General features: G+C 72.4%; 23 protein-coding genes and 1 pseudogene. 11 read left to right on the forward strand and 13 right to left on the reverse strand.

Annotated features, from left to right (window positions below; all coding sequences use genetic code 11):
* Positions 1-108: 108 nt before the first annotated feature.
* The 3 genes from ACIP98_RS33680 to sucC are packed head-to-tail and all read right to left on the reverse strand — an operon-like array spanning position 109 to position 2,545.
* Positions 109-528 (reverse strand): carbonic anhydrase, encoded by a 420-nt coding sequence (locus ACIP98_RS33680; RefSeq protein ID WP_401979619.1) that lies wholly within the window; start codon positions 526-528, stop codon positions 109-111.
* On the reverse strand, positions 528-1,400 hold the full coding sequence (sucD, locus tag ACIP98_RS33685; protein WP_319665596.1) for a succinate--CoA ligase subunit alpha: 873 nt from the start codon (positions 1,398-1,400) through the stop codon (positions 528-530). Before sucD ends, ACIP98_RS33680 begins: the two co-directional genes overlap by 1 nt.
* Before the next feature lie 5 nt (positions 1,401-1,405).
* Positions 1,406-2,545, reverse strand: coding sequence for an ADP-forming succinate--CoA ligase subunit beta (gene sucC, locus ACIP98_RS33690; RefSeq protein ID WP_319665597.1), 1,140 nt, complete (start codon positions 2,543-2,545; stop codon positions 1,406-1,408).
* Between the two features lie 187 nt (positions 2,546-2,732).
* Between sucC and ACIP98_RS33695 the strand changes: the two are divergent.
* Positions 2,733-2,966: pseudogene (locus tag ACIP98_RS33695) on the forward strand (CoA transferase); the annotation flags it as partial.
* Positions 2,967-3,272: 306 nt separating this feature from the next.
* The gene (locus tag ACIP98_RS33700) at positions 3,273-4,664 is read left to right on the forward strand and encodes an OFA family MFS transporter (protein WP_401979621.1); all 1,392 of its coding nucleotides are present in this window, start codon (positions 3,273-3,275) and stop codon (positions 4,662-4,664) included.
* Between the two features lie 83 nt (positions 4,665-4,747).
* Here ACIP98_RS33700 and ACIP98_RS33705 read toward each other — a convergent pair whose 3' ends face one another.
* Together ACIP98_RS33705 and ACIP98_RS33710 are read right to left on the reverse strand one after the other, a co-directional pair.
* Positions 4,748-5,065 carry a chorismate mutase gene (locus ACIP98_RS33705; RefSeq protein WP_319665599.1) on the reverse strand — a complete coding sequence of 106 codons (318 nt, stop codon included), beginning with the start codon at positions 5,063-5,065 and terminating at the stop codon, positions 4,748-4,750.
* 28 nt (positions 5,066-5,093) lie between these two features.
* On the reverse strand, positions 5,094-5,732 hold the full coding sequence (locus tag ACIP98_RS33710) for a LysE family translocator (protein WP_319665600.1): 639 nt from the start codon (positions 5,730-5,732) through the stop codon (positions 5,094-5,096).
* Between the two features lie 69 nt (positions 5,733-5,801).
* On the opposite strand from ACIP98_RS33710, the gene ACIP98_RS33715 reads away from it, so the two are divergent.
* Positions 5,802-6,317, forward strand: a complete 516-nt coding sequence (locus ACIP98_RS33715; protein WP_319665601.1) for a VOC family protein — start codon at positions 5,802-5,804, stop codon at positions 6,315-6,317.
* Between the two features lie 27 nt (positions 6,318-6,344).
* Here ACIP98_RS33715 and ACIP98_RS33720 read toward each other — a convergent pair whose 3' ends face one another.
* Positions 6,345-7,025, reverse strand: coding sequence for a GntR family transcriptional regulator (locus tag ACIP98_RS33720; protein ID WP_319665602.1), 681 nt, complete (start codon positions 7,023-7,025; stop codon positions 6,345-6,347).
* Between the two features lie 125 nt (positions 7,026-7,150).
* Positions 7,151-8,095, reverse strand: a complete 945-nt coding sequence (locus tag ACIP98_RS33725; RefSeq protein ID WP_319665603.1) for a rhomboid family intramembrane serine protease — start codon at positions 8,093-8,095, stop codon at positions 7,151-7,153.
* A 126-nt stretch (positions 8,096-8,221) separates the two neighbouring features.
* Between ACIP98_RS33725 and ACIP98_RS33730 the strand changes: the two genes are divergently transcribed.
* The 4 genes from ACIP98_RS33730 (at position 8,222) to ACIP98_RS33745 (ending at position 11,636) form a co-directional block, all read left to right on the forward strand.
* Positions 8,222-9,106 carry a hypothetical protein gene (locus ACIP98_RS33730; RefSeq protein WP_319665604.1) on the forward strand — a complete coding sequence of 295 codons (885 nt, stop codon included), beginning with the start codon at positions 8,222-8,224 and terminating at the stop codon, positions 9,104-9,106.
* A 171-nt stretch (positions 9,107-9,277) separates the two neighbouring features.
* Complete coding sequence (fdhD, locus tag ACIP98_RS33735; protein WP_401979624.1) at positions 9,278-10,129, forward strand: formate dehydrogenase accessory sulfurtransferase FdhD; 852 nt, start codon at positions 9,278-9,280, stop codon at positions 10,127-10,129.
* A 68-nt stretch (positions 10,130-10,197) separates the two neighbouring features.
* Positions 10,198-10,794 carry a TetR/AcrR family transcriptional regulator gene (locus tag ACIP98_RS33740; RefSeq protein ID WP_319665606.1) on the forward strand — a complete coding sequence of 199 codons (597 nt, stop codon included), beginning with the start codon at positions 10,198-10,200 and terminating at the stop codon, positions 10,792-10,794.
* Positions 10,791-11,636 carry a thioesterase family protein gene (locus ACIP98_RS33745; protein ID WP_319665607.1) on the forward strand — a complete coding sequence of 282 codons (846 nt, stop codon included), beginning with the start codon at positions 10,791-10,793 and terminating at the stop codon, positions 11,634-11,636. The genes ACIP98_RS33740 and ACIP98_RS33745 overlap by 4 nt, the downstream gene beginning before the upstream one ends.
* Before the next feature lie 36 nt (positions 11,637-11,672).
* Here the strand turns inward: ACIP98_RS33745 and ACIP98_RS33750 are convergent, their stop codons facing one another.
* Positions 11,673-12,035 (reverse strand): UBP-type zinc finger domain-containing protein, encoded by a 363-nt coding sequence (locus ACIP98_RS33750; RefSeq protein ID WP_319665628.1) that lies wholly within the window; start codon positions 12,033-12,035, stop codon positions 11,673-11,675.
* A 150-nt stretch (positions 12,036-12,185) separates the two neighbouring features.
* Positions 12,186-12,638, reverse strand: a complete 453-nt coding sequence (locus ACIP98_RS33755; RefSeq protein ID WP_401979628.1) for a MarR family winged helix-turn-helix transcriptional regulator — start codon at positions 12,636-12,638, stop codon at positions 12,186-12,188.
* Positions 12,639-12,730: 92 nt separating this feature from the next.
* On the opposite strand from ACIP98_RS33755, the gene ACIP98_RS33760 reads away from it, so the two are divergent.
* Positions 12,731-13,105: a cupin domain-containing protein gene (locus ACIP98_RS33760; protein WP_401979630.1), complete on the forward strand. Its 375-nt coding sequence runs from the start codon at positions 12,731-12,733 to the stop codon at positions 13,103-13,105.
* Between the two features lie 6 nt (positions 13,106-13,111).
* Here ACIP98_RS33760 and ACIP98_RS33765 read toward each other — a convergent pair whose 3' ends face one another.
* Positions 13,112-13,705, reverse strand: a complete 594-nt coding sequence (locus ACIP98_RS33765; protein ID WP_319665610.1) for a histidine phosphatase family protein — start codon at positions 13,703-13,705, stop codon at positions 13,112-13,114.
* 276 nt (positions 13,706-13,981) lie between these two features.
* Between ACIP98_RS33765 and ACIP98_RS33770 the strand changes: the two genes are divergently transcribed.
* Positions 13,982-14,824, forward strand: a complete 843-nt coding sequence (locus tag ACIP98_RS33770; RefSeq protein ID WP_319665611.1) for an MBL fold metallo-hydrolase — start codon at positions 13,982-13,984, stop codon at positions 14,822-14,824.
* A gap of 33 nt (positions 14,825-14,857) precedes the next feature.
* Positions 14,858-15,217: a DoxX family protein gene (locus ACIP98_RS33775; RefSeq protein WP_401979632.1), complete on the forward strand. Its 360-nt coding sequence runs from the start codon at positions 14,858-14,860 to the stop codon at positions 15,215-15,217.
* On the opposite strand, the gene ACIP98_RS33780 is transcribed toward ACIP98_RS33775, so the two are convergent.
* Positions 15,157-16,284 carry a bile acid:sodium symporter family protein gene (locus ACIP98_RS33780; RefSeq protein WP_401979635.1) on the reverse strand — a complete coding sequence of 376 codons (1,128 nt, stop codon included), beginning with the start codon at positions 16,282-16,284 and terminating at the stop codon, positions 15,157-15,159. The two genes, ACIP98_RS33775 and ACIP98_RS33780, sit on opposite strands and share 61 nt — an antisense overlap.
* A gap of 123 nt (positions 16,285-16,407) precedes the next feature.
* Here ACIP98_RS33780 and ACIP98_RS33785 point away from each other — a divergent pair, with 123 nt between their 5' ends.
* On the forward strand, positions 16,408-17,262 hold the full coding sequence (locus tag ACIP98_RS33785; RefSeq protein WP_401979637.1) for a LysR substrate-binding domain-containing protein: 855 nt from the start codon (positions 16,408-16,410) through the stop codon (positions 17,260-17,262).
* Between the two features lie 13 nt (positions 17,263-17,275).
* Here ACIP98_RS33785 and ACIP98_RS33790 read toward each other — a convergent pair whose 3' ends face one another.
* Both ACIP98_RS33790 and ACIP98_RS33795 read right to left on the reverse strand, forming a co-directional pair.
* Positions 17,276-18,526, reverse strand: coding sequence for an RNA-guided endonuclease InsQ/TnpB family protein (locus tag ACIP98_RS33790; RefSeq protein ID WP_401979640.1), 1,251 nt, complete (start codon positions 18,524-18,526; stop codon positions 17,276-17,278).
* Positions 18,527-18,666: 140 nt separating this feature from the next.
* On the reverse strand, positions 18,667-19,629 hold the full coding sequence (locus ACIP98_RS33795) for an Lrp/AsnC family transcriptional regulator (protein WP_401979641.1): 963 nt from the start codon (positions 19,627-19,629) through the stop codon (positions 18,667-18,669).
* Between the last annotated feature and the right edge of the window lie 37 nt (positions 19,630-19,666).

Genomic DNA, 19,666 nt, shown 5'->3' on the forward strand with positions numbered 1-19,666 from the left:
TTCGGGACCGGTTTCACCTGCGTATCCCGGGGAACGCGAGTGCGGCACCGTACGCCGCCGGCGCGGGCCGGAGAGCGTACGGCGCCGCGAGAACGCGGGCGTCGCGTCTCACATGCGACGGACCTCGCGCAGCGCACCACGGCGCGTGTAGAGGAATCCGCGCAGCGCCTCGGTGTGGGGCAGTTGCGCGCTGTCACCGAGGCGGGCCATGCACGTGAGCAGGTCCTCGGCCGGGTCGATCAGTGCCGTGCAGTCCTCGTGGTGCACCAGCACGATCTCGCGGGTGCCCTCCCGCAGCTGGCTCAGCCGGAGCGAGCGGAGGGTGTCGTCGGTGACGCACCCGCCCGCGTTGCGGATCACATGGGCGTCGCCCGGGCGCAGGCCGAACATCGTCTCGACGCCGAGCCGGGCGTCCATGCAGGCGACGATGGCGACCCGGGTCTGCGGCTCGCGCTTCCTCGGGTCGAGAGGCGCGAGGGCGGCCCCGACGTCGTGACGGCGGACCAGCAGGTCCTCGGTGCCGGTCATCACAGCAGCCCGCGGACGAGGAGCGCGGTCTCCGAGGGCGTGCTGCCGACGGCGACCCCGGCGGCTTCGAGGGCCTTCTTCTTGGCCCGGGCGGTGCCCGCCGAGCCGGAGACGATGGCGCCGGCATGCCCCATGGTCCTGCCCTCGGGGGCGGTGAAACCCGCGACGTAGCCGACCACGGGCTTGGTGACCAGGCGCGAGATGTAGGAGGCGGCGCGCTCCTCGGCGTCGCCGCCGATCTCGCCGATCATCACGATGAGGTCGGTGTCGGGATCGTCCTGGAAGGCGCGCAGGCAGTCGATGTGGGTGGTGCCGATCACGGGGTCGCCTCCGATGCCGACGGCGGTGGAGAAGCCGAGGTCGCGCAGCTCGTACATCAGCTGGTAGGTCAGCGTGCCGGACTTGGAGACCAGTCCGATGCGTCCCGCGGTGGTGATGTCGGCCGGGATGATCCCCGCGTTGGACTGCCCGGGGCTGATCAGGCCGGGGCAGTTGGGGCCGATGACGCGGGTCCCGGCGGCGTTGGCGCGGGCGCGGAAGGCGACGGTGTCGTGGACCGGGACGCCCTCGGTGATGACGACGACGAGAGGGGTCCCCGCGTCGGCCGCCTCGTCCACGGCGGCGCGGACGAAGGGCGGCGGGACGAAGACGACGCTGACGTCCGCGCCCGTGGCGCCGATCGCCTCCTTGACCGACCCGAAGACCGGGACGATGCGCCCGTCGAACTCCACCTGGGTACCGGCCTTCCGCGGGTTGACGCCGCCGACGACGTCGGTGCCCGAGGCGAGCATGCGCCGGGTGTGCTGCATGCCCTGCGAGCCGGTCATGCCCTGGACGATCACCTTGCTGGTGCGGTCGATGAAGATGGCCATCGCGATCAGCTCCTTGCGGGCGCGGCGGCCCGCGCGGCCGCGCCGTCCATGGTGTCCAGTTGCTGTACGAGCGGTCCCAGCGACGCGGCGGCGGCGTCGAGGACGGCCCGGCCGCGCTCGGCGTTGTTGCCGTCCAGCCGTACGACGAGGGGCTTGGTGAGGTCGACCAGTCCGAGGGCCTGCACGATGCCGTCGGCGACGGCGTCGCAGGCGGTGATGCCGCCGAAGACGTTGACGAGGACGGAGGTGACGTCGGGGTCGGAGAGGATGACGCCGAGGCCGTCGGCCATGACCTGGGCGGAGGCGCCGCCGCCGATGTCCAGGAAGTTGGCCGGGGCGCCACCGTGGTGGGCGACCACGTCGAGGGTGCTCATGACCAGGCCCGCGCCGTTGCCGATGACGCCGACCGTGCCGTCGAGTTTGACGTAGTTCAGGCCCTTGGCGCGTGCGGCGGCCTCCAGGGGGTCGCCCTCGCCGGGGGTCTCGTACGCGGCGTGGGAGGGGTGCCGGAAGCGGGCGTTGGCATCGAGCGACACCTTGCCGTCGAGGGCGAGGATGCGGCCGTCCTCGGTCCGTACCAGTGGGTTGACCTCGACCAGGAGGGCGTCCTCCGCGGTGAAGACCTCCCACAGCGCGATCAGGACGGGTACGGCCTCGTCCGGCAGGCCGCCGGCGGCGGCGATCTGGCGGGCCTTGTCCTCGGTGACGCCCTCGTCCGCGTCGACGGGGACGCGGGCCAGGGCCCCGGGCCGGGTGGCGGCGACCTCCTCGATGTCCATGCCGCCCTCCGCGGAGGCCAGGGCGAGGAAGGTGCGCTCCGCGCGGTCGAGCAGGTAGGAGACGTAGAACTCGTCCTGGATGTCGGCGGTCTCGGTGAGCATCACCGTGCCGACGGTGTGCCCCTTGATGTCCATGCCGAGGATCGCGCGGGCCGAGGCCTCCGCCTCCGCGGGGTCGGAGGCGAGTCTCACCCCGCCCGCCTTGCCCCGGCCGCCGGTCTTGACCTGGGCCTTCACCACGACGCGTCCGCCCAGGCGCTCGGCCGCGGCCCGGGCCTCCGCGGGGTCGTCCACTACGAAGGAGTCGAGCACGGGGACGCCGTGGCCTGCGAAGAGCTCCCGTGCTTGGTACTCGAACAGATCCATCGTCAAACGCACCTGCCCTGACTGGAGTCGGCGGAGAATCCGGTGCACACCTCTGGACACCGGCTGGCCGATGGGGGATAACGGTCTGCATACAGTATTCGTCGGCTGTATGCAATGTACAGACTCCTGAACGGAATCACACGAACGACCTACGCACCGGCCCCGCACGGAAGGACCCCGACTCGCCATGCACGAGCGCAACTCCGCACCCGTGAGCAGGGCTCTTGAGGGTGTACGTGTGCTGGACACGACGCATGTGCGGTCGGGGCCGCCGGCGACGCGGTTGCCTGCGTGGCCGGGTGCGGACGGGGTCAAGCCGGAGGCGCCGGGGGGTGGCATCACCCGCGGTCAGCTGCGGGACCTGCCGGGTGTGGACAGCCTGTACTTCACGATGCTCGACGCGAACAAGCGGAGCATCACGCGGCCGAGGGCGGCGCCCGCAGCCGGGAACGTCACCGGCGGTGCGCCGCCGTAGGCGGACGGTACGGCGAGCACGTCCCTCCGCGTGCGCGGCACGACCGCCGCGCACGCCCGGGCCGAGCCTTCGGCCCGCCATTGATCCTGCCCGGACGGCGTCGTACCGGGCAGTCGCTCCCGCTTGCGAGCGGAGCACAAGGGGCGGCACCGGTCCCGCGACACGCGCGGCCGGACCTCCCGCCCCGGAAGCACCACAAGGGAACCGTCCAGGGGGCGCTGGCCCGGCTCTTACGAGGCAAGGGGAACGACAATGGCGTCATCGACATCGTCTCAACCACCCAGCTCTTACACGGAGGTGACGGACCGCAACGGACGCACGTACCGGATCGGTGAATCCGACCGGCAGATCATGGGGCGGCCCCGGTGGACCATGGTGATCCTCCCCTGGGTCGCCATGATGGCCATCAGCTCCTCGGAGTACGCGTTCACCTCCGCCGAGGACACGCTCTCCGACGCGCACAACTGGCACGGCGCGCACATCTTCTGGCTGCTCGGCGTCTGGATCCTCTTCCAGGCGGCGGTGGCCTTCCCGGCCGGCAAGATGCGGGAGAACGGCACCCTGTCGGCGCGCGCGGCGATGGTGCTCGGCGCGGCCGGCACCCTCGTCGGCTACCTGTCGCTGGCCCACGCGCCCAATGTCTTCTGGGCGTACCTGGGCTTCGGCTTCTTCGGCGGTGGCGGTGCCGGTTTCGTCTACGCGACCTGCATCAACATGGTCGGCAAGTGGTACCCGGAGCGCAAGGGCGGCAAGACCGGCTTCGTCAACGGCGGTTTCGCCTACGGGTCGGTGCCCTTCATCTTCCTGTTCAAGTCCTACATGGATCTGGGCAACTACGAGAACATCCTGGTCGTCGTGGGTGTCGGCCTGGCCCTCGCCGTCGCCGTCAGCGGCTTCTTCTTCAAGGACCCGCCGAAGAACTGGTGGCCCGCGCACATCGACCCGCTCGCGGTCTCCGACGACCCCCGGGTGCGCCGGGCGCTGGAGAAGAACCCGCCCGCGGTCAAGCAGTACACCCCGATGGAAGCCGTCAAGACCGGTGTCCTGCCGCTGATGTGGTTCTGCCTGCTCTGCACGGCGGGCGTGAACATCTTCGGTATCTCGTTCCAGGTCGACTTCGGTGACGAGATGGGCTTCGCGGGCGGCATCGTGGCGCTCGCCATGAGCCTCAAGGCGATCGTCAACGGCACCGGCCGCGGTGTCATCGGCTGGATATCCGACCGGTACGGGCGGCGGCAGACGCTGACCTTCGTCTGCGTGGTGCTGGGCCTGGCGCAGTTCGCGGTCTACTTCTCCGGCTCGATGGGCAGCATGCCGCTGTTCCTGCTGGCGTCGATGATCTCGGGCTTCGGCGGCGGCGCGATCTTCCCGTTGTTCGCCGCGATGACCGCGGACTACTTCGGCGAGAACAACAACGCCTCCAACTACGGCCTGGTCTACAGCTCCAAGCTGGTCTCCGGCCTGGTCGGTGCCGGCCTCGGCAGCGTCGTCGTGGGGGCCTGGGGCTATGGCGGAGCCTTCATCCTGGCCGGCTGCATCGGCCTGTTCACCGGTGGTCTGTCGCTGCTGCTGCGGCAGCCGGGCCGTCCCCGGGTCAAGGACATCCGGCCGAACCCGCAGCCCATCAGCCGGGAGATGGTCTGAGATGCCGGCGCGGCACCCGGTGAGCACGGCAGCATGACGGGAGCCTCAGCCGTGGAACCTCACGGCTGAGGCCCACGCGGAGGTCATCCGGAGCGGTCGGCCGCGATCGCCTTGTGATGCCGGATGACCTCTTCGACGATGAATTTGAGGAACTTCTCCGCGAAGGCCGGGTCGAGGTGCGCCTCCTCGGCCATCTGCCGCAGCCGCGCGATCTGCTCGGCCTCGCGCCCCGGGTCGGCGGGCGGCATGTGGTACGCGGCCTTCAACTCGCCCACCTGCTGCGTCGCCTTGAAGCGCTCCGCGAGCAGGTGGACCAGGGCCGCGTCCAGGTTGTCGATACTGCCGCGCAGGTAGCGCAGGCGCTCCAGTGCGGCCGCGTCGTCCGCGTGTCCGTCGTCCATGCGCCCAGCCTATCGAGCGGCGCGGTGATCAGTCGGTACGCCCGGTCGCGGCGACCGTCACGCCCAGGCCGATCATGGCCAGGCCGCCCGCGCCGCCGACCATCGACAGCCGGCGCGGCGAGCGCGCGAACCAGGAGCGGGCCGCGGAGGCCACCAGGCCCATGGTGCTGTCGGAGGCCAGCGCGATGACGTTGAAGACCAGGCCGAGCAGCAGCATCTGCGCGGTGACGTGTCCGGCGGCGCGGTCCACGAACTGCGGCAGGACGGCCGCGTAGAACACCATCGTCTTGGGGTTGGACACCCCGACCACGAAGCCCTCGGCCAGCGTACGCAGCGCGCCGCGCGCCGCCCCCGCCTCCCCGGCGGCCATGCTGAGCGCCTTGCGGTGGCGCAGCGCCTTGATCCCCAGGTACACCAGGTACGCGGCGCCCGCGAGTTTCAGCGCGGCGAACAGCAGGGCCGAACGTTCCACGACCGGGCCGACGCCGAGCGCGACGGCCAGGACGAGGACGTACGAGCCCAGCGTGTTGCCGGCGACGGAGGTCAGCGCGACGCGGCGGCCGTGGGCCAGCGCGCGGCCGATGACGAACAGGACGCTGGGGCCGGGGATGAGCACCAGCAGCAGCGAAACCAGGGCGAACGCCGCCAGTCGGTCGAAGGTCACCATGGCCGGAGGGTAATCGGGTATATGTTCCGGCGCACTGGATTTTCGGCGGGGCTGGAAGGCGGGACGGACATGGGTGAGCCGCAGGGCAAGGAGCTGGAGGCGGTACGGGCGCGCCGGGAGGAACTGCGCACGGCGTATCTGCGCGAGCCCGGCAAGCGACCGGCGACGACGGCGGCCGGGGTGCACCACGCGGCGTTCATCTGCCGCGACGTCGAGGAGACCATCCGCTTCTACCAGGAGTTCCTGGGATTCCCGCTGGTGGAGCTGGTGGAGAACCGCGACTACGCGGGCTCCAGCCACTTCTTCTTCGACATCGGCAACGGGAACCTGCTCGGCTTCTTCGACTTCCCCGGCCATGAGCACCCCGAGCAGCACGAGACCATCGGCGGTCTGCAGCACCTGGCGCTGTCGGTGACGGCGGAGCAGTTCGACGCGGCGAAGGGGCGCCTGGACGCGGCCGGCACCGACTACCTCGGGCCGGACCGGGGCGTGGACAACAGCCTGTACATCCGCGACCCGAACGGCCTCAACCTGGAGCTGTACCGGGAGCGGCTCGGCTACTTCGAGGGCGACGCGCTGCTGTGACCTGGGCCCGCGCCGCGGTCCCGCGGCTCAGTCCTTGTCGGCGCGGTGGTGGTAGGAGTTCCGGGTCTGCTCGGTGTGGGCGCGCATGACCTCGCTCGCCCGGGCCGCGTCGCGGTCGGCGATGGCCCTGATCAGCTCACGGTGCTCGATCCAGGACTGCTTGCCGCGCTGCCGGGCGACCGGGGTGTAGTACCAGCGCACCCGCCGGTCGACCTGCCGGGAGAGCTCGGCGAGCACCGCGTTGCCGGCCAGCTCCATCACGTACGCGTGGAGGGCGGCGTTCGCCGCCACCACCGCGTCGACGTCGTCCGCCTCGACCGCGGCCTCCCCGGTCGCGCAGAGCTCGTCCAGCCGCTCGAGACCCTCGGCACCGGCGTTGGCGGCGGCCAGGCGCGCGGCCTCGGTCTCCAGCAGCGCGCGGACGACGAGGAGCTGGTCGGCCTCCTCCTCGGTGGGCTCGTGGACGAACGCCCCCTGCGCCGGGCGCAGATCCACCCACCCCTCGGTGTTCAGCCGCTGCAGCGCCTCGCGCACCGGCTGGCGGGAGACCCCGAGGTGGCCCGCGAGTTCGGTCTCCACCAGATGCTGACCGGGGCTCAGCGCCCGGGTGATGATGAGTTCGAGCAGCGCCTCGTACACCCGCTCGCGCAGGGGCCCTGGACGCTCCAGTTTGGGCACGGATCCCTGCGACAGCCCAGTGGACAGCATCTCGGCCCCCAACCTTTCCGGGGATGATTGGCTTTCGTCTACAGTCTACCGGGGACACGGCGCGGTCGGGGCACCGTCCCGGTGCGTGACCCTCTTCACACCCCGCGGCGCCGGCGCCACTCCCCCTAGGCGGCGCCGGTGAGTTGGGACGTCTTCACGACCACCAGCACCACCAGGACGGCCAGGACGGCGACCGCGCCCGCCGCCTGGACGGGAGCCCGGTGCCGGGCGGGGGCGTAGGCGAGGGCCAGCCCGAGCGCGCCTCCGGTGAGCAGGCCGCCGAGGTGGCCCTGCCAGGAGGTGACGGCCGCGGAGATCACCAGCCACACCAGCAGCGTGACGATCAGCTGACTGCCGCCGAGGGGGTCGTAGCGCAGGCGTCGGCTCAGGACGTAGTACGCGGCCGCGAGCCCGAAGACAGCGCCGGAGGCCCCCACCGCGGGGGTGTACGGGGCGAGTACGTACTCGGCCACGCCGCCGCCGAGGGCGGCGAGCAGGTAGAGCCCGAGGTACCGGACGCGTCCGAGCTGGCTCTCGACCACGCGGCCGATGTTCCAGAGCGCGGCCATGTTGAACAGGATGTGGGTGATGCCGAAATGCCCCTCGAGCGGGCCGGCGTGGAGGACGGACGAGGTGAGGAGCCGGTACCACTCGCCGTGCGCGACACCGATCGCCCGGTAGCCCGGTGGTACCGCCCCGCCGTGGTAGACGTAGCCGTTCCCGTCGGGACCCAGCAGGCCCTGGCCGAGGCCGTCCAGGCGGACGACGATGCCCGGCCGCAGCACCTCGGCCACGTACATCGCGACGTTCAGCGCGATCAGCGCGTACGTCACCGTGGGCACGCCCGACGTGGCGATCCTGCCGCCGAAGGCCGTACGGGCCTCGCGGACACCGCGGTTGCCCTCGCGGACGCATTCGGGGCACTGATGGCCGACGGACGCCTCCCGCATGCAGTCCGGGCATATGTAGCGGTCGCAGCGAGTGCACCGGACGTGCGACTCGCGCCCGGTGTGGCGGTAGCAGGTGGTGACCGGGGGCTGGGTCCCCTGATCGGCGTCCGTGGTGCTCACGAGTGACAGCCCCCGTCGGCGTACGACACAGCAGATTCGCACGGTTGTACCCAGATCCGGCACCGCCCGTCAAACCATGGCCGCGACGCTGTTCCGCGGTCCACGGCCGGCCCCTAAGGTGAGTCCGTGACGAGCGAGGCATCCGCCGCCGAGCAGCCGGAGTTGGTCCTGCGAGGGGGCGGCGTGGCCGCCCGCTTCGACGGGGACGACGTGCGCCTGAGCGAAGGACATGTGCGGCGCCGGGTTCCGGTCGCCGCGATCGAGGAGGTCCGCGCGGCCGGCCCGCAGGGCAGCACCGCGGAGATCGTCCTCACCACGGCGGCCGGGCCCGCGACCGTGTACTCCGTCAGGCACCACAACTCCCGTGCCGTGACGGTGTTCGCGGCGGCCGTCAACGCCGCACTCCCTCCGCGCGACGCCGACGAGCCCCGGCAGGACGGCGAGGCCCTGGTGGAGGTGACCTCCACCAGGGCCCGGCCCGCGGACGACGCGAAGCCCGCCGGGGAGTCGTCCCCGGGCGACGCCGCCGTGGGTGTCGCCGGTCTGCTCCTGGCCCTCGGCTGGCTCGCGGGTCTCGTCTGGCTGCTCGTGGACGGCCAGGGGGCGCTCCGGTGGGGGCTCGGCATCCTGCCCGCCCTCTTCGGCCTCGGTGCGCTGACCGGATTCCTCACGGAGCTGGACAAGGGCCTGGTGCTGCGCCGCCGCGGCATCACGGTGATCGCCGCCTTCGACCGCAGCGAAGAGGCCGCCGACAGCGAGAGCCCGTCGGTGACCGTCTACCGGTACACCGACCTCAAGGGGGTCGTCCGCGACTACCGGGGCAGCGGCCGCAAGGTCGAGGGCGACGCGAAGCGCGTGGAGATCACGTACGACCCGGACCATCCCGAGGTGGTCTCCGGCACCGGCTGGTACGCCCGGCTCGCGGGCGTCACGGTCCTGGGGCTGCTCACCCTCGCGCTGTTCGCCGGCGCCCTGTACCTGACCGTCGGCAGCGTCGTGGACGTGTTCTGATCCCCTCATTCCCCCTGCGTGGGCGCGGCCTTGACCGCACAATGGGATGCTGTAGACAATCTGCGTGAGTGCCGGCGACGCCGCGCCGCGCGGCACCGCACGTTCGCATGGCAACCTTCGTAGCAAGGGCCGAACCGGCCGCCCGCACGGACAGAACCGGGACTGATCGACATGGGACGGGTCACCGAACGGCGCCGCGTACTGCGGATCAGGGACGGCGCCATCGACCACCGGGCGGACACCCTGGTCGCCGAGGAGCCGCTGGAGATACGGCTGAACGGCAAGCCGCTCGCCATCACGATGCGCACACCGGGCGACGACTTCGCCCTGGCGGCCGGATTCCTGGTCAGCGAGGGCGTACTCGGCGGCGCGGAGGAACTGGCGAACATCGTCTACTGCGCGGGCGCGACGGTCGACGGTTCCAACACGTACAACATCGTCGACGTCCGGCTCGCGCCCGGCGTCCCCGTCCCCGACATCACGCTGGAGCGGAACGTCTACACGACGTCCTCCTGCGGCCTGTGCGGCAAGGCCAGCCTCGACGCGGTCCGCACCACCGCGCGCTGGCCCATCGCCGACGCCACCCCGCTCCGGCTCGAACCGGCCCTGCTGTCCGCGCTCCCCGACCGGCTGCGCGCCGCCCAGCAGGTCTTCGACCGGACCGGCGGCCTGCACGCCGCGGCGCTCTTCACCGCCGACGGCGAGCTGCTGGACGTCCGCGAGGACGTCGGCCGCCACAACGCCGTGGACAAGATCGTCGGACGCGCCCTCCAGCAGGGCCTGCTCCCCCTCGCCGGGAAGATCCTCATGGTCTCCGGCCGGGCCTCCTTCGAACTCGCCCAGAAGGCGGTGATGGCCGGCATCCCCGTCCTGGCCGCCGTCTCCGCCCCGTCCTCCCTCGCCGTCGATCTCGCCGCCGAGTCGGGCCTCACCCTCGTCGGCTTCCTGCGCGGCACCTCCATGAACGTGTACGCGGGCGAGGAGCGCATCGCCCTGCCCGCGCCGGCGGCCGGCCGGGGCTGACCGGCCCCTCGCTCCCTGCCGTCAGCCGGGGGTGGACAGTGTCCACCGCGCGGTGGACACTGTCCACCATGCCGACCGACCCCCGTGCCCGCCTGCTCGGCGCCGCCCTCGCCGTACTCGACGAGGAGGGCGTGGAGGGCCTGACCCTGCGGGCGATCGCGCGCCGGGCCGATGTGTCGCACGGCGCCCCGCTCAAGCACTTCCCGCACCGCGCGGCGCTGCTGTCGGCCGTGGCGACGGCCGGCTTCCGGGAGCTCAACGCCTCGGCGGAGGCCGCCGTAAAGGACTGCGCCGAAGGGGCTTCGGCGCGGACCCGGCTGCGGGCCGGGGCGCGCGGGTACGTGGGCTACGCCCTCGGGCGGCCCGCCATGTTCGCCCTGATGTTCCGGCACGACCTGCTCGACCCCCGGGACAGGGAACTCAGCCGGGTGAGCCTGTCGGCCTTCGACGACCACCTGCTCGTGCTCGTACGCGCCGCACAGGCGGAGGGCTGGCACCCGGCGGCCGACCCCCGCGCGCTCACCGGAGCACTGTGGTCGGGGCTGCACGGCCTCGTCCAACTCTGGCTGTGGGGCTCCCTCGCCCTGGCGACCGGCGCGGCGTCCGTCGACGCGGCGCTGGACGCCCTGTTCACCTCGCTCGACCTCAAGGAATGCCGACGATGACGGAGACCTACGGCTTCGACCGCGAAACCGCACTGACCCCGCGCCCGGGCGAGCCCTCGCTCCACGACGCGGAGCTCCACGAGGGCTGGCGGATCGGCATGGGCATCAACGGCGGCCTGCTGCTCGCCCTCGCCGGACGGGCCCTGGCGGCCGAACTCGGCGGGGGCGAGCAGGGGCACCGCGACCCGTTCTCGATCAGCGCGTACTATCTGTCGACCTCGCGCCCCGGCCCGGTCACCGTCCGCACCGAGACGCTGCGCCGCGGCCGTACGGTCTCCACCGGCACGGCGTCGGTCGTGCAGGAAGGCCAGGAGCGGCTGCGCGCCATCGCCACCTACGGCGACCTGGACGGTCACGACCACGCGGGTGACGTGCGGACCTCCGCGACGCCCCCGCCGATGCCGCCGCCGGAGCAGTGCGTCGGCACCGACATGGCACCGCCCGACTTCCTGAAGATCTCGCCGATGCTGGACCGGATCGAGCTGCGGCTGGACCCGGACACGGTCGGCTGGGCGGTCGGGGCGCCGTCCGGGCGCGGGCTGATCCAGGGCTGGCTGCGACTGCCCGACGGACGTGAACCGGATCCGCTGATGCTGCTGCTGGCCGTCGACGCGCTCCCGCCGGTCAGCTTCGACCTGGGCATACGCGGCTGGGCCCCGACCCTGGAACTGACCGCCCACGTCCGGGCCCGGCCCGCGCCGGGCTGGCTGCGGCTGAAGCACTCCACGCGCAACTTCGCCGACGGCTACATGGAGGAGGACGCCGAGGTCTGGGACTCCGCGGGCCGTCTCGTGGCGCAGTCGCGGCAGCTGGCACGGGTGCGGCTGCAGGAGGACGCGTAGCGTCCGGCGCACGCCGCGACCCGCACCCGCCCGCCGTCAGTGCAGTCGCTGCCGCCAGTCCTCGGGTACCCGGCCGTGCGGGCCCGGGGACGGCTGGCTCTCCGGGCGGGAGGTCGGCGGGGGCAGGGCGGGACCGTCGTAGTACTCCTCGGTCTCGACGTTCCAGAACCAGTCCTCACCGGGCTCGAAGCTGGTGATGAACGGGTGGCCGGCCTCACGGGCGTGCCGCGTGGCGTGCTGGGACGGCGAGGAGTCGCAGCAGCCGATCCGCCCGCACTCGGCGCAGCGCCGCAGGTGCAGCCACCAGCCCGGCCCCTCGCCCGCGCCGCAGTCGGCGCAGCCCTCCCCGCTCGGCTTGGCCGTGGGGTCGATGCCCGGAATCGTACGGTCGTCCGCCATGCTGGACCCGCCTCCTTCGCGCGCGATCACGTCTCCCCGCATGCTAGCCATCCCGCCGCTCCCCCACCGCTCGAAGCGGCGACCCCGTGCACGCGGCTGCGCCTCAGGCCGTGGCGCTCAACCCAGGCATGCGCTCCGTCCCGGGTCCGCCTACCACGTGGGCCTGACCGGGCCGTTCGGGGCGACGCGGCGGAGGTCGTCGGTCAGGGCGCGCACGCGGTCGCGGCCGAGGGCGGCGGTCCAGGGGCGGACGGCGTCGGCGGCGGCGGCCTCGGCGGCGCGGGTGCAGGCGTGGCCGCGGTCGGTGAGGACGACGAGCCGGGCGCGGGCGTCGTCGGGGTGCGGGCGGCGCTCGGCGTAGCCCTTGGCGACGAGTTCGTCGACGAGCTGGCCGGCGGCCTGCCGGGTCACCCCGAGGTGCCCGGCGAGCTCGGTGACGGTGGCGCCGCTCGCGGCCATGCGGGCGAAGGCGAAGCCGTGGGCGGGGCGCAGGTCGGTGTAGCCGCGGGCGACGACGCCGTCGTGGATGGCGGTGGTGAGGGCGCCCGCGGCCGCGAGCAGGGTGATGCCCAGGTCCGTGGCCAGGGCCTCTTCGGCGTTCATGGGAATCACCTTGACACAGTGCGCAAGCAGCTTGAGCATATAGGCAAGCAACTTGCGCAAGTTGCTTGCCCATAGCCCTGTGAGGAGTCCCCATGCCCGTCGTCCGCGCCTCCGACGCCCTCGTGCACGACCTGCACGGCGTCCGTTTCGCCTCGTACGCCGCGACCGCCACCGGCAGCCGGGAGATCTGCGCCTGGCGCGGCGAGATGCCGCCGCGCACCGCGGGTCCCGCGCACGTCATCAGCCGGGAGGAGGTGTTCCTGGTGCTCGGCGGCACGCCCCGGCTGTCGCTGGACGGCGAGCGTCACGACCTCTCCCCCGGTGACGTGGCCATCGCGCCCGCCGGATGCTCCCTGGTACTGGAGAATCCGGCGGACGAGCCCGCCGCGCTGTGGGTGACCACGAGCACCGGCCTGGAGGCGTCCTTGGCCGACGGCTCGCGGCTCAGCCCGCCTTGGGCGCGCTGAGCGGGGTCACTGCAGGTGCGCGGTGTCGTTCCACAAGGTGATCGCGGGGTCCCCGTACTCCCAGCCGAGAACGGAGAGCGACGCCGGGGCCAGGCTCAGCACCATGCCCCGCATCGGGTCCAGGCGCAGCCACCGGGCGGCGAGGGTGCGCAGGAAGTGGCCGTGGGCGAAGACCACGGCGTCACTGTCCTCCGACTTGGCCCAGGCCACGACCTCGTCGGCACGGTTGGCGACCTGCCAGGAGGTCTCGCCGCCGACCACGCCGTCGCGCCAGATCACCCAGCCCGGCCGCTCCTCGCGGATCTCCGGCGAGGTGCGGCCCTCGTACTCCCCGTAGTCCCACTCCCGCAAGGCGTCCCAGGGCTCCGCGCGGTCACCGAAGCCGGCCAGCTCGCAGGTGTCGCGGGCGCGCTGCAGCGGGCTGGTGCGGACCCGGGCGCCGGGGAAGTCGTGCCAGGGGGCGCGGGCGAGCCGCTTGCCGAGCAGGCGCGCGGCCTCGCGTCCCTCCTCGGTCAGCGGGATGTCGGTGCGGCCGGTGTGCTGGCCGCTCTTGGACCACTCGGTCTGTCCGTGCCGGACGAGCACGAGGCGCGAGGCCATCGGGAAGCCACCTCCTTGGGACGGCTTCGGTGGTGTCGCCGTCGGGATCACTGACGAAAGCACGGTGCGCGGGCTCGGGCGCGGCGACGACGCCGATACGCTGGAGAAACGATTCCGCCGAGCCCTCAGAAGTCACGGGGACAGTGTCTCCCCCGACCGGGCGGGCGCACAAAACGACGCCCGGTCGGCCACCGGGGAACCGGCCGGCCGTGACCGCCGCGGACAGGGCGCGTACGCTGCCGGTCGCCGAGCCGCCGCCGAGGAACGAGGAGCCGGATGACCCCCGTGACACAGCCCCTGGACGTGCGGTGGATCCACGGATCGCCGTCCGCGAAGCACAACACCGACCCCGACATCCAGGTCTTCGCCTACGCCGAGGACACCGTGATCCTGCGGCAGAACAAGGCGGTCCACTACGAAGCACCCTTCCTCTACCTGCTCTTCGGCGAGGAGCGGGCCGTCCTGATCGACACCGGGGCCACGGAGTCCGCCGCGTTCTTCCCGCTGCGCCGGGTGGTGGACGAGCTGGTCGCCGCGTGGCGGGAGCGGCATCCCCGGGAGGCGTACGGGCTGCTGGTGCTGCACACGCACGCGCACGGCGACCACGTCGCGGGCGACGGGCAGTTCGCGGACCGCCCGGACACCGTGGTCGTCCCGGCCGGCCGCGACGGCGCGTGGCCCTTCTTCGGCTTCGACACGGACCCGGACGCGGTGGCCCGCGTCGACCTCGGCGGCCGGGTCCTGGAGTGCCTGGCGACCCCCGGCCACCACGAGGCCGCGGTCACCTACTACGACCCCCGCACCGGCTTCCTCCTCACCGGGGACACCGTCTACCCGGGCCGGCTGTACGTCGCCGACTGGGCCGCCTTCGTACGCACCGTCGACCGGCTCATCGCCTTCGCCGCGGAGCGGCCGGTCAGCCATGTGCTGGGCTGCCACATCGAGATGAGCCGCGAGCCCGGGGTGGACTACCCGGTGCGCACCACCTACCAACCGGACGAACCACCGCTGGAGATGACGGTAAGTCAGCTCCACGCGATACGGCGGGCGATCGACGAGATCGGCGGCCGCCCCGGCAGCCACCCCTACCCCGGCTTCGTGATCTGCCGGCAGGGCTGAGGGCACGGGACCGAGGACATGTACGCCGCTGCCGTGACCCTGACCGTCCTGCTGCTGCTCGAAGTCGTCCCCTCGGCCGTCGCCCAGCTCGCCCGGGCCCGCCCGGGTCTGGAACGCCTGAACGAACTCACCCGCCTCGGCGTACTCCAGGGCCGGCATCCCCGGGTGCCGGCCCTGCTCGGCTCGCTGCACGCGCTCGGCGCCGCGGCCGTGATCGCGGGTCTGTGGCGACCCGTGCTCGGTGCGGCCGGGGCCGCGCTGGAGGCCGCGATCTTCGGCTGGACGCTGTACCGCCAGGTGCGGGCCGGCGACCGGGGGCGCGCCCTCGGCGCCTACCTGCTCTTCCTCGCGATGGCCCTGGCCGTCCTGGTGGTGAACGCGCTGCGCGGCTGAGCCCGATCGTCCCCGCGGGCCGGCGAGGAGCTGCGGACCAGGACGCCGCGCCCGTGCACGGTGGCCGCGGGCGCGGCCGCCGCGGTGGACGCGGCGGACTCCGCCTGGCGTCCCCAGCGCTTGGCGATGACGGCGCAGACCATGAGCTGCATCTGGTGGAAGAGCATTAGCGGGAGCACCGCGAGCCCGGCCTGCGCGCCGAACAGCACGGTCGCCATGGGCAGTCCGGCGGCGAGGCTCTTCTTGGAGCCGGCGAAGACGATGGTGATCCGGTCCGCCCGGCCGAAGCCGAGCCGCCGCGCGCCGTACGAGGTCAGCGCGAGCATCGCGGCCAGCAGCAGGGCCTCGGCCAGCAGCAGCCCGAGCAGCCGCAGCGGGGTCACCAGGTGCCAGATGCCGCCGACCACGCCCTCGCTGAAGGCGGAGTAGACGACCAGCAGGATCGAGCCGCGGTCGACGAGTCCGAGCACCTTCTTGTGCCGCAGGACGAAGCCGCCGATCCAGCGGCGCAGCACCTGTCCGGCGACGAAGGGCATGAGCAGCTGCACCACGATCCCGAGGACCGAGTCCAGCGAGAAGCCCGCACCGCTGCCGTCCAGCAGCACCGCCGCGAGCAGCGGGGTCAGCACCAGACCGGCGAGGCTGGAGAAGGAGCCGGCGCAGATGGCGGCGGCGACGTTGCCGCGCGCGATGGAGGTGAAGGCGATCGAGGACTGGATGGTGGAGGGAACCAGGCACAGGAAGAGCAGACCGGTCCACAGCTGCTGCGTCAGCAGGTACGGCACCAGGAGGCGGGCCGCCAGGCCGAGGACGGGGAACAGGACGAACGTGCAGGCCAGCACCGTCGAATGGAGCCGCCAGTGGCGCAGCCCGTCCATCGCCTCGCGGGTGGACAGCCGCACCCCGTACAGGAAGAAGAGCAGCGCCACGGCCCCGGTGGACGCCCCTCCCGCCACGTGGGCGCCGGCGCCTCTGGCGGGCAGCAGGGCGGCGAGCAGCACGGTGCCGAGCAGCGCCGCGATGTAGGGGTCCAGAGGGAGCCAGGACGGGTAACGCAGGCGGCGCATGGACTTCCTCATCGGTGCACGGACGTGGCCTTCCCAGCTTGCCCGGCGCGTGATCGATCGTAAATGGCATTGACCGCACTGACTGTCATCGCGTTTGGCGATGACCGCCGTTAGGCTGGGCGCATGTTCGACCCGGTGCAGTTGCGGACCTTCGTCACGGTCGCGGGAACGCTGAGCTTCACGCAGGCCGCCCGGCGGCTGGGGCTGCGCCAGTCGACCGTCAGCCAGCACGTGCGGAAGCTGGAGGAGGAGGCGGGGCGGCAGTTCTTCGCGCGGGACACGCACAGCGTGGAGCTGACCGAGGACGGCGAGGCCATGCTGGGCTTCGCGCGCACGATCCTGGAGGCCAACGAGCGGGCGGCGGGCTGGTTCGCGGGCACCCGGCTGCGCGGGCGGCTGCGCCTGGGCGCCTCGGAGGACTTCGTGCTGACCCGGCTGCCGGAGGTCCTGGAGGGCTTCCGGCGCGAGCACCCGGAGGTCGACCTGGAGCTGACGGTCGAGCTGTCGGCGACCCTGCACCGGCGGCTGGCCGCCGGGCGGCTGGACCTGGTCCTCGGCAAGCGCGCGGCCGGCGACACGCACGGCGAACTGGTGTGGCGGGACCGGCTGGTGTGGGTGGCCGGCGAACGGTTCCGGCTCGACGCGCAGCGCCCGGTCCCGCTGATCCTCTACCCGGCCCCGGCGATCACCCGGGCGCGGGCGCTGGAGGTCATGGAGAAGCACGCCCGGTCCTGGCGGATCGCGTGCACGAGCGGCTCGCTGAGCGGGCTGATCGCCGCGGCCCGCGCGGGACTCGGGGTGATGGCGCACGCCGAGGGGCTCGTCCCGCCCGGCCTGGTGCGGGTGCCGTCCCGCGCGGGCCTGCCGGAACTCGGCGGGGTGGACTTCGTGCTGCTGCACGGCTCCCGGCGGCCCGCGGCGCGCGAGGCGGCGGACGCGCTGGCGGCGGCGATCCTCGACGGATCCCTTCGGTCTTGACATCCTCCCCGCCCTAAACCTGAAGGGCGGGGATTCCTGGCTCACGTGGGCTGGGAACCAGCGGTCCGCCAGCTCTTACACGATCGGCACCAGCCGGGTTGAGACCAGCCCGGACCAGCATCACGCGGGCGGAGTTCTTGTCCCTGGACGAGACGGCTCCGCACGCGGTGCAGGTGTAGGTACGTTCCGAAAGAGGAAGTGCGTGCTTGGTTCTCGCTCCGCACTGCGCGCAGTCCATGGTGGTGTGCGCGGGATGCACCAGGCGGACGTCCCGCCCGTGCTTGCGGCCCATCTCGATCAGAGCCGCCTTCGTGGCCCCGATCGCCGCGTCCGCCGCCTTACGGGCCATGCCGGACTTCGCCAGGAACTTCGGCCGGAAGTCCTCGACCGCGATCGCGTCGTGGTCACGGACGACGCGCTTGGCCCACTTGCGGGCCGTGTCCTGGCGTTGCCTGGCGATCTTCTTGGACACCTTTGCGGCGGCCCGGCGGGCTCTGCGGTAGCCGGCGGTGTCGGGCTTGTTCTTCGGGGTGCGGCGGCGGGCCATCATCTTCTGGTAGCGGGCGAGTTTCGCCGCGGCGGTCCTGCCGTGCTGGGCGTGGGGCAGGTCGTGGAGGTCGCTGGTCGTGGTGGCGGTTTCGCGGACGCCCCAGTCGATACCGATGACCGCGCCGGTGGCGGGCAGTGGCTGCGCCTGGACGGCGACGACGAAACTGGCGTACCAGTGGCCGAGGCTGTCCCGGTAGACGCGTACCGACGTCGGGTCGGCGGGCAGGTCGCGGGACCAGACCACCGTCAGGGCGATGCCGCCGGCCAGGTGCAGGCGCCTGTCCTTGAGCCTAAAACCCCGGGTGGTGTAGTTCAGCGATGGGGCGGCCTCGCGTTTGCGCTTGTTGCGGGGCATGCCTGCGCGCTGCCGCATCGGCAGCCGCGCCGTGATGTCCTTCGACGCCTTGGCGCGGGACTTCGCGAAGTCCCGGACGGTCTGCTGCTGCGGCACCGAGCTGCCGTCCCGCAGCCATGCCGTCGACCGCCGGGCCTGGGTCAGCATTTTGTCGAGCTGCGCGGGGCCGCAGGTGGTCTTCTGCTCGGAGGTCTGGTTCAGGGCGTGGATCTTGCGGGACACGGCCACGCACTCGTTCCACACCCACCGGCACCGCGCCCACTCCGCCTCCAGACCGGCACGCGCCGTCGACGACACGCGCAGCCGGTAGGTGTACCGGGCATGCCCGGACCCCTCCTCGGCCGTCGCTGTCGCCGTCATGTCCCGGAACGTAACAGTCGCCACTGACAACGAAAGAGAGTGCAGGTCAGGACAGATGCGCAAACTACTCCGCCGCTTCGCGGCTCCTGCCCAAGGACCCATTCCTCCCCGGCCTGAAGGCCGGGGCATCCTGGGAGAAATCAGGTGATCTGCTTCACCAGGCGCAGGTAGGGCACGGTCTCCACATGCCGGACGCCCTCCAGCGCGCCGACCCGCTCGCTCAGATAGCGGTACATCTCTGCGGTGTCGCGGCAGATGACGACGGCGACGATGTTGGACGTGCCGGTGGTCGCCGCGACGAAAGCGGTCTGCCGGTGGGCGGCCAGCGCCGTGCCGACCGAGTGGAGCTCCGCCGGGGCCGCGGTGATCCAGAACACCGCCCGGGTGTCGTGGCCGATCCACGCCGTGTCCAGCTGCACGTCGGTGTAGAGCACCCCTGAGCCGCGCAGCTGCTCCAGCCGGCGCTTGACGGCCGACTCCGACAGCCCGGTGGCCCGGTGCAGTTCGGGGTAGCTCGCGCGCCCGTCGCGCGCGAGGGCGGTGAAAAGGGCCTCGTCGGTGGCGTCGAGGACGACGGTGCCGGCCTCCGGGAGGACCGGCGGGGGCAGTCGCAGGGGGGCCGCCTCCTGCTCGGTGAGCGCGTCCCGTTTGGCGAACCAGCCCATCGCGCCGCCGTAGAAGGTGTGCAGGATGCTGTGCGCGCCGATCTCCACGATGCTCGGGGTGCGCGGCAACCGTCCCAGCACCAGGGCGTCGTGCTCGCCGTGGCTGCGGGGCCGGGTGATGCACATGACCTCGGTGCCGCCGGACATCAGCGAGATCCACGCGGTGTCCTCGCGCCGGGCCAGCGCCTTGGCCAGCGACTCGGCGGCCTCCGGCGTGCTGCGCAGCCGCAGCGCCCAGCGCGTCCTGCCGAGCAACTCCTGCTCGGGAAGGCCCAGCACGCGCATCCCGAAGTCGGTGTACAGGCGGCGGTAGCGGCGCGCCACGGTCTGGTCGGAGACGCCCAGCACGTCCGCGATCCGGCTGAAGGGGGCGCGGCCGTCGAGCTGCAGGGCGTGCAGCAACCGCTGGTCCAGCTCGTCGAGCATGTGGGAATCCATCACTGCACCTCTCGTGATGTCGGAATCCGGCGCATCC

Source organism: Streptomyces sp. NPDC088354, from assembly GCF_044753585.1.
Lineage (GTDB): Bacteria > Actinomycetota > Actinomycetes > Streptomycetales > Streptomycetaceae > Actinacidiphila.

What these genes read in the sequence shown, in the direction of transcription:
- ACIP98_RS33795 (WP_401979641.1), bottom strand. Translation starts at nt 19,629, where the DNA reads ATGGATTCCCACATGCTCGACGAGCTGGACCAGCGGTTGCTGCACGCC.
- ACIP98_RS33765 (WP_319665610.1), bottom strand. Translation starts at nt 13,705, where the DNA reads ATGGCCTCGCGCCTCGTGCTCGTCCGGCACGGACAGACCGAGTGGTCC.
- ACIP98_RS33740 (WP_319665606.1), top strand. Translation starts at nt 10,198, where the DNA reads ATGCCGACCGACCCCCGTGCCCGCCTGCTCGGCGCCGCCCTCGCCGTA.
- ACIP98_RS33790 (WP_401979640.1), bottom strand. Translation starts at nt 18,526, where the DNA reads ATGACGGCGACAGCGACGGCCGAGGAGGGGTCCGGGCATGCCCGGTAC.
- ACIP98_RS33755 (WP_401979628.1), bottom strand. Translation starts at nt 12,638, where the DNA reads ATGAACGCCGAAGAGGCCCTGGCCACGGACCTGGGCATCACCCTGCTC.
- ACIP98_RS33710 (WP_319665600.1), bottom strand. Translation starts at nt 5,732, where the DNA reads ATGGTGACCTTCGACCGACTGGCGGCGTTCGCCCTGGTTTCGCTGCTG.
- ACIP98_RS33680 (WP_401979619.1), bottom strand. Translation starts at nt 528, where the DNA reads ATGACCGGCACCGAGGACCTGCTGGTCCGCCGTCACGACGTCGGGGCC.
- ACIP98_RS33715 (WP_319665601.1), top strand. Translation starts at nt 5,802, where the DNA reads ATGGGTGAGCCGCAGGGCAAGGAGCTGGAGGCGGTACGGGCGCGCCGG.
- sucD (WP_319665596.1), bottom strand. Translation starts at nt 1,400, where the DNA reads ATGGCCATCTTCATCGACCGCACCAGCAAGGTGATCGTCCAGGGCATG.
- ACIP98_RS33780 (WP_401979635.1), bottom strand. Translation starts at nt 16,284, where the DNA reads ATGCGCCGCCTGCGTTACCCGTCCTGGCTCCCTCTGGACCCCTACATC.
- ACIP98_RS33785 (WP_401979637.1), top strand. Translation starts at nt 16,408, where the DNA reads ATGTTCGACCCGGTGCAGTTGCGGACCTTCGTCACGGTCGCGGGAACG.
- ACIP98_RS33750 (WP_319665628.1), bottom strand. Translation starts at nt 12,035, where the DNA reads ATGGCGGACGACCGTACGATTCCGGGCATCGACCCCACGGCCAAGCCG.
- ACIP98_RS33700 (WP_401979621.1), top strand. Translation starts at nt 3,273, where the DNA reads ATGGCGTCATCGACATCGTCTCAACCACCCAGCTCTTACACGGAGGTG.
- ACIP98_RS33745 (WP_319665607.1), top strand. Translation starts at nt 10,791, where the DNA reads ATGACGGAGACCTACGGCTTCGACCGCGAAACCGCACTGACCCCGCGC.
- ACIP98_RS33720 (WP_319665602.1), bottom strand. Translation starts at nt 7,025, where the DNA reads ATGCTGTCCACTGGGCTGTCGCAGGGATCCGTGCCCAAACTGGAGCGT.
- sucC (WP_319665597.1), bottom strand. Translation starts at nt 2,545, where the DNA reads ATGGATCTGTTCGAGTACCAAGCACGGGAGCTCTTCGCAGGCCACGGC.
- fdhD (WP_401979624.1), top strand. Translation starts at nt 9,278, where the DNA reads ATGGGACGGGTCACCGAACGGCGCCGCGTACTGCGGATCAGGGACGGC.
- ACIP98_RS33760 (WP_401979630.1), top strand. Translation starts at nt 12,731, where the DNA reads ATGCCCGTCGTCCGCGCCTCCGACGCCCTCGTGCACGACCTGCACGGC.
- ACIP98_RS33770 (WP_319665611.1), top strand. Translation starts at nt 13,982, where the DNA reads ATGACCCCCGTGACACAGCCCCTGGACGTGCGGTGGATCCACGGATCG.
- ACIP98_RS33705 (WP_319665599.1), bottom strand. Translation starts at nt 5,065, where the DNA reads ATGGACGACGGACACGCGGACGACGCGGCCGCACTGGAGCGCCTGCGC.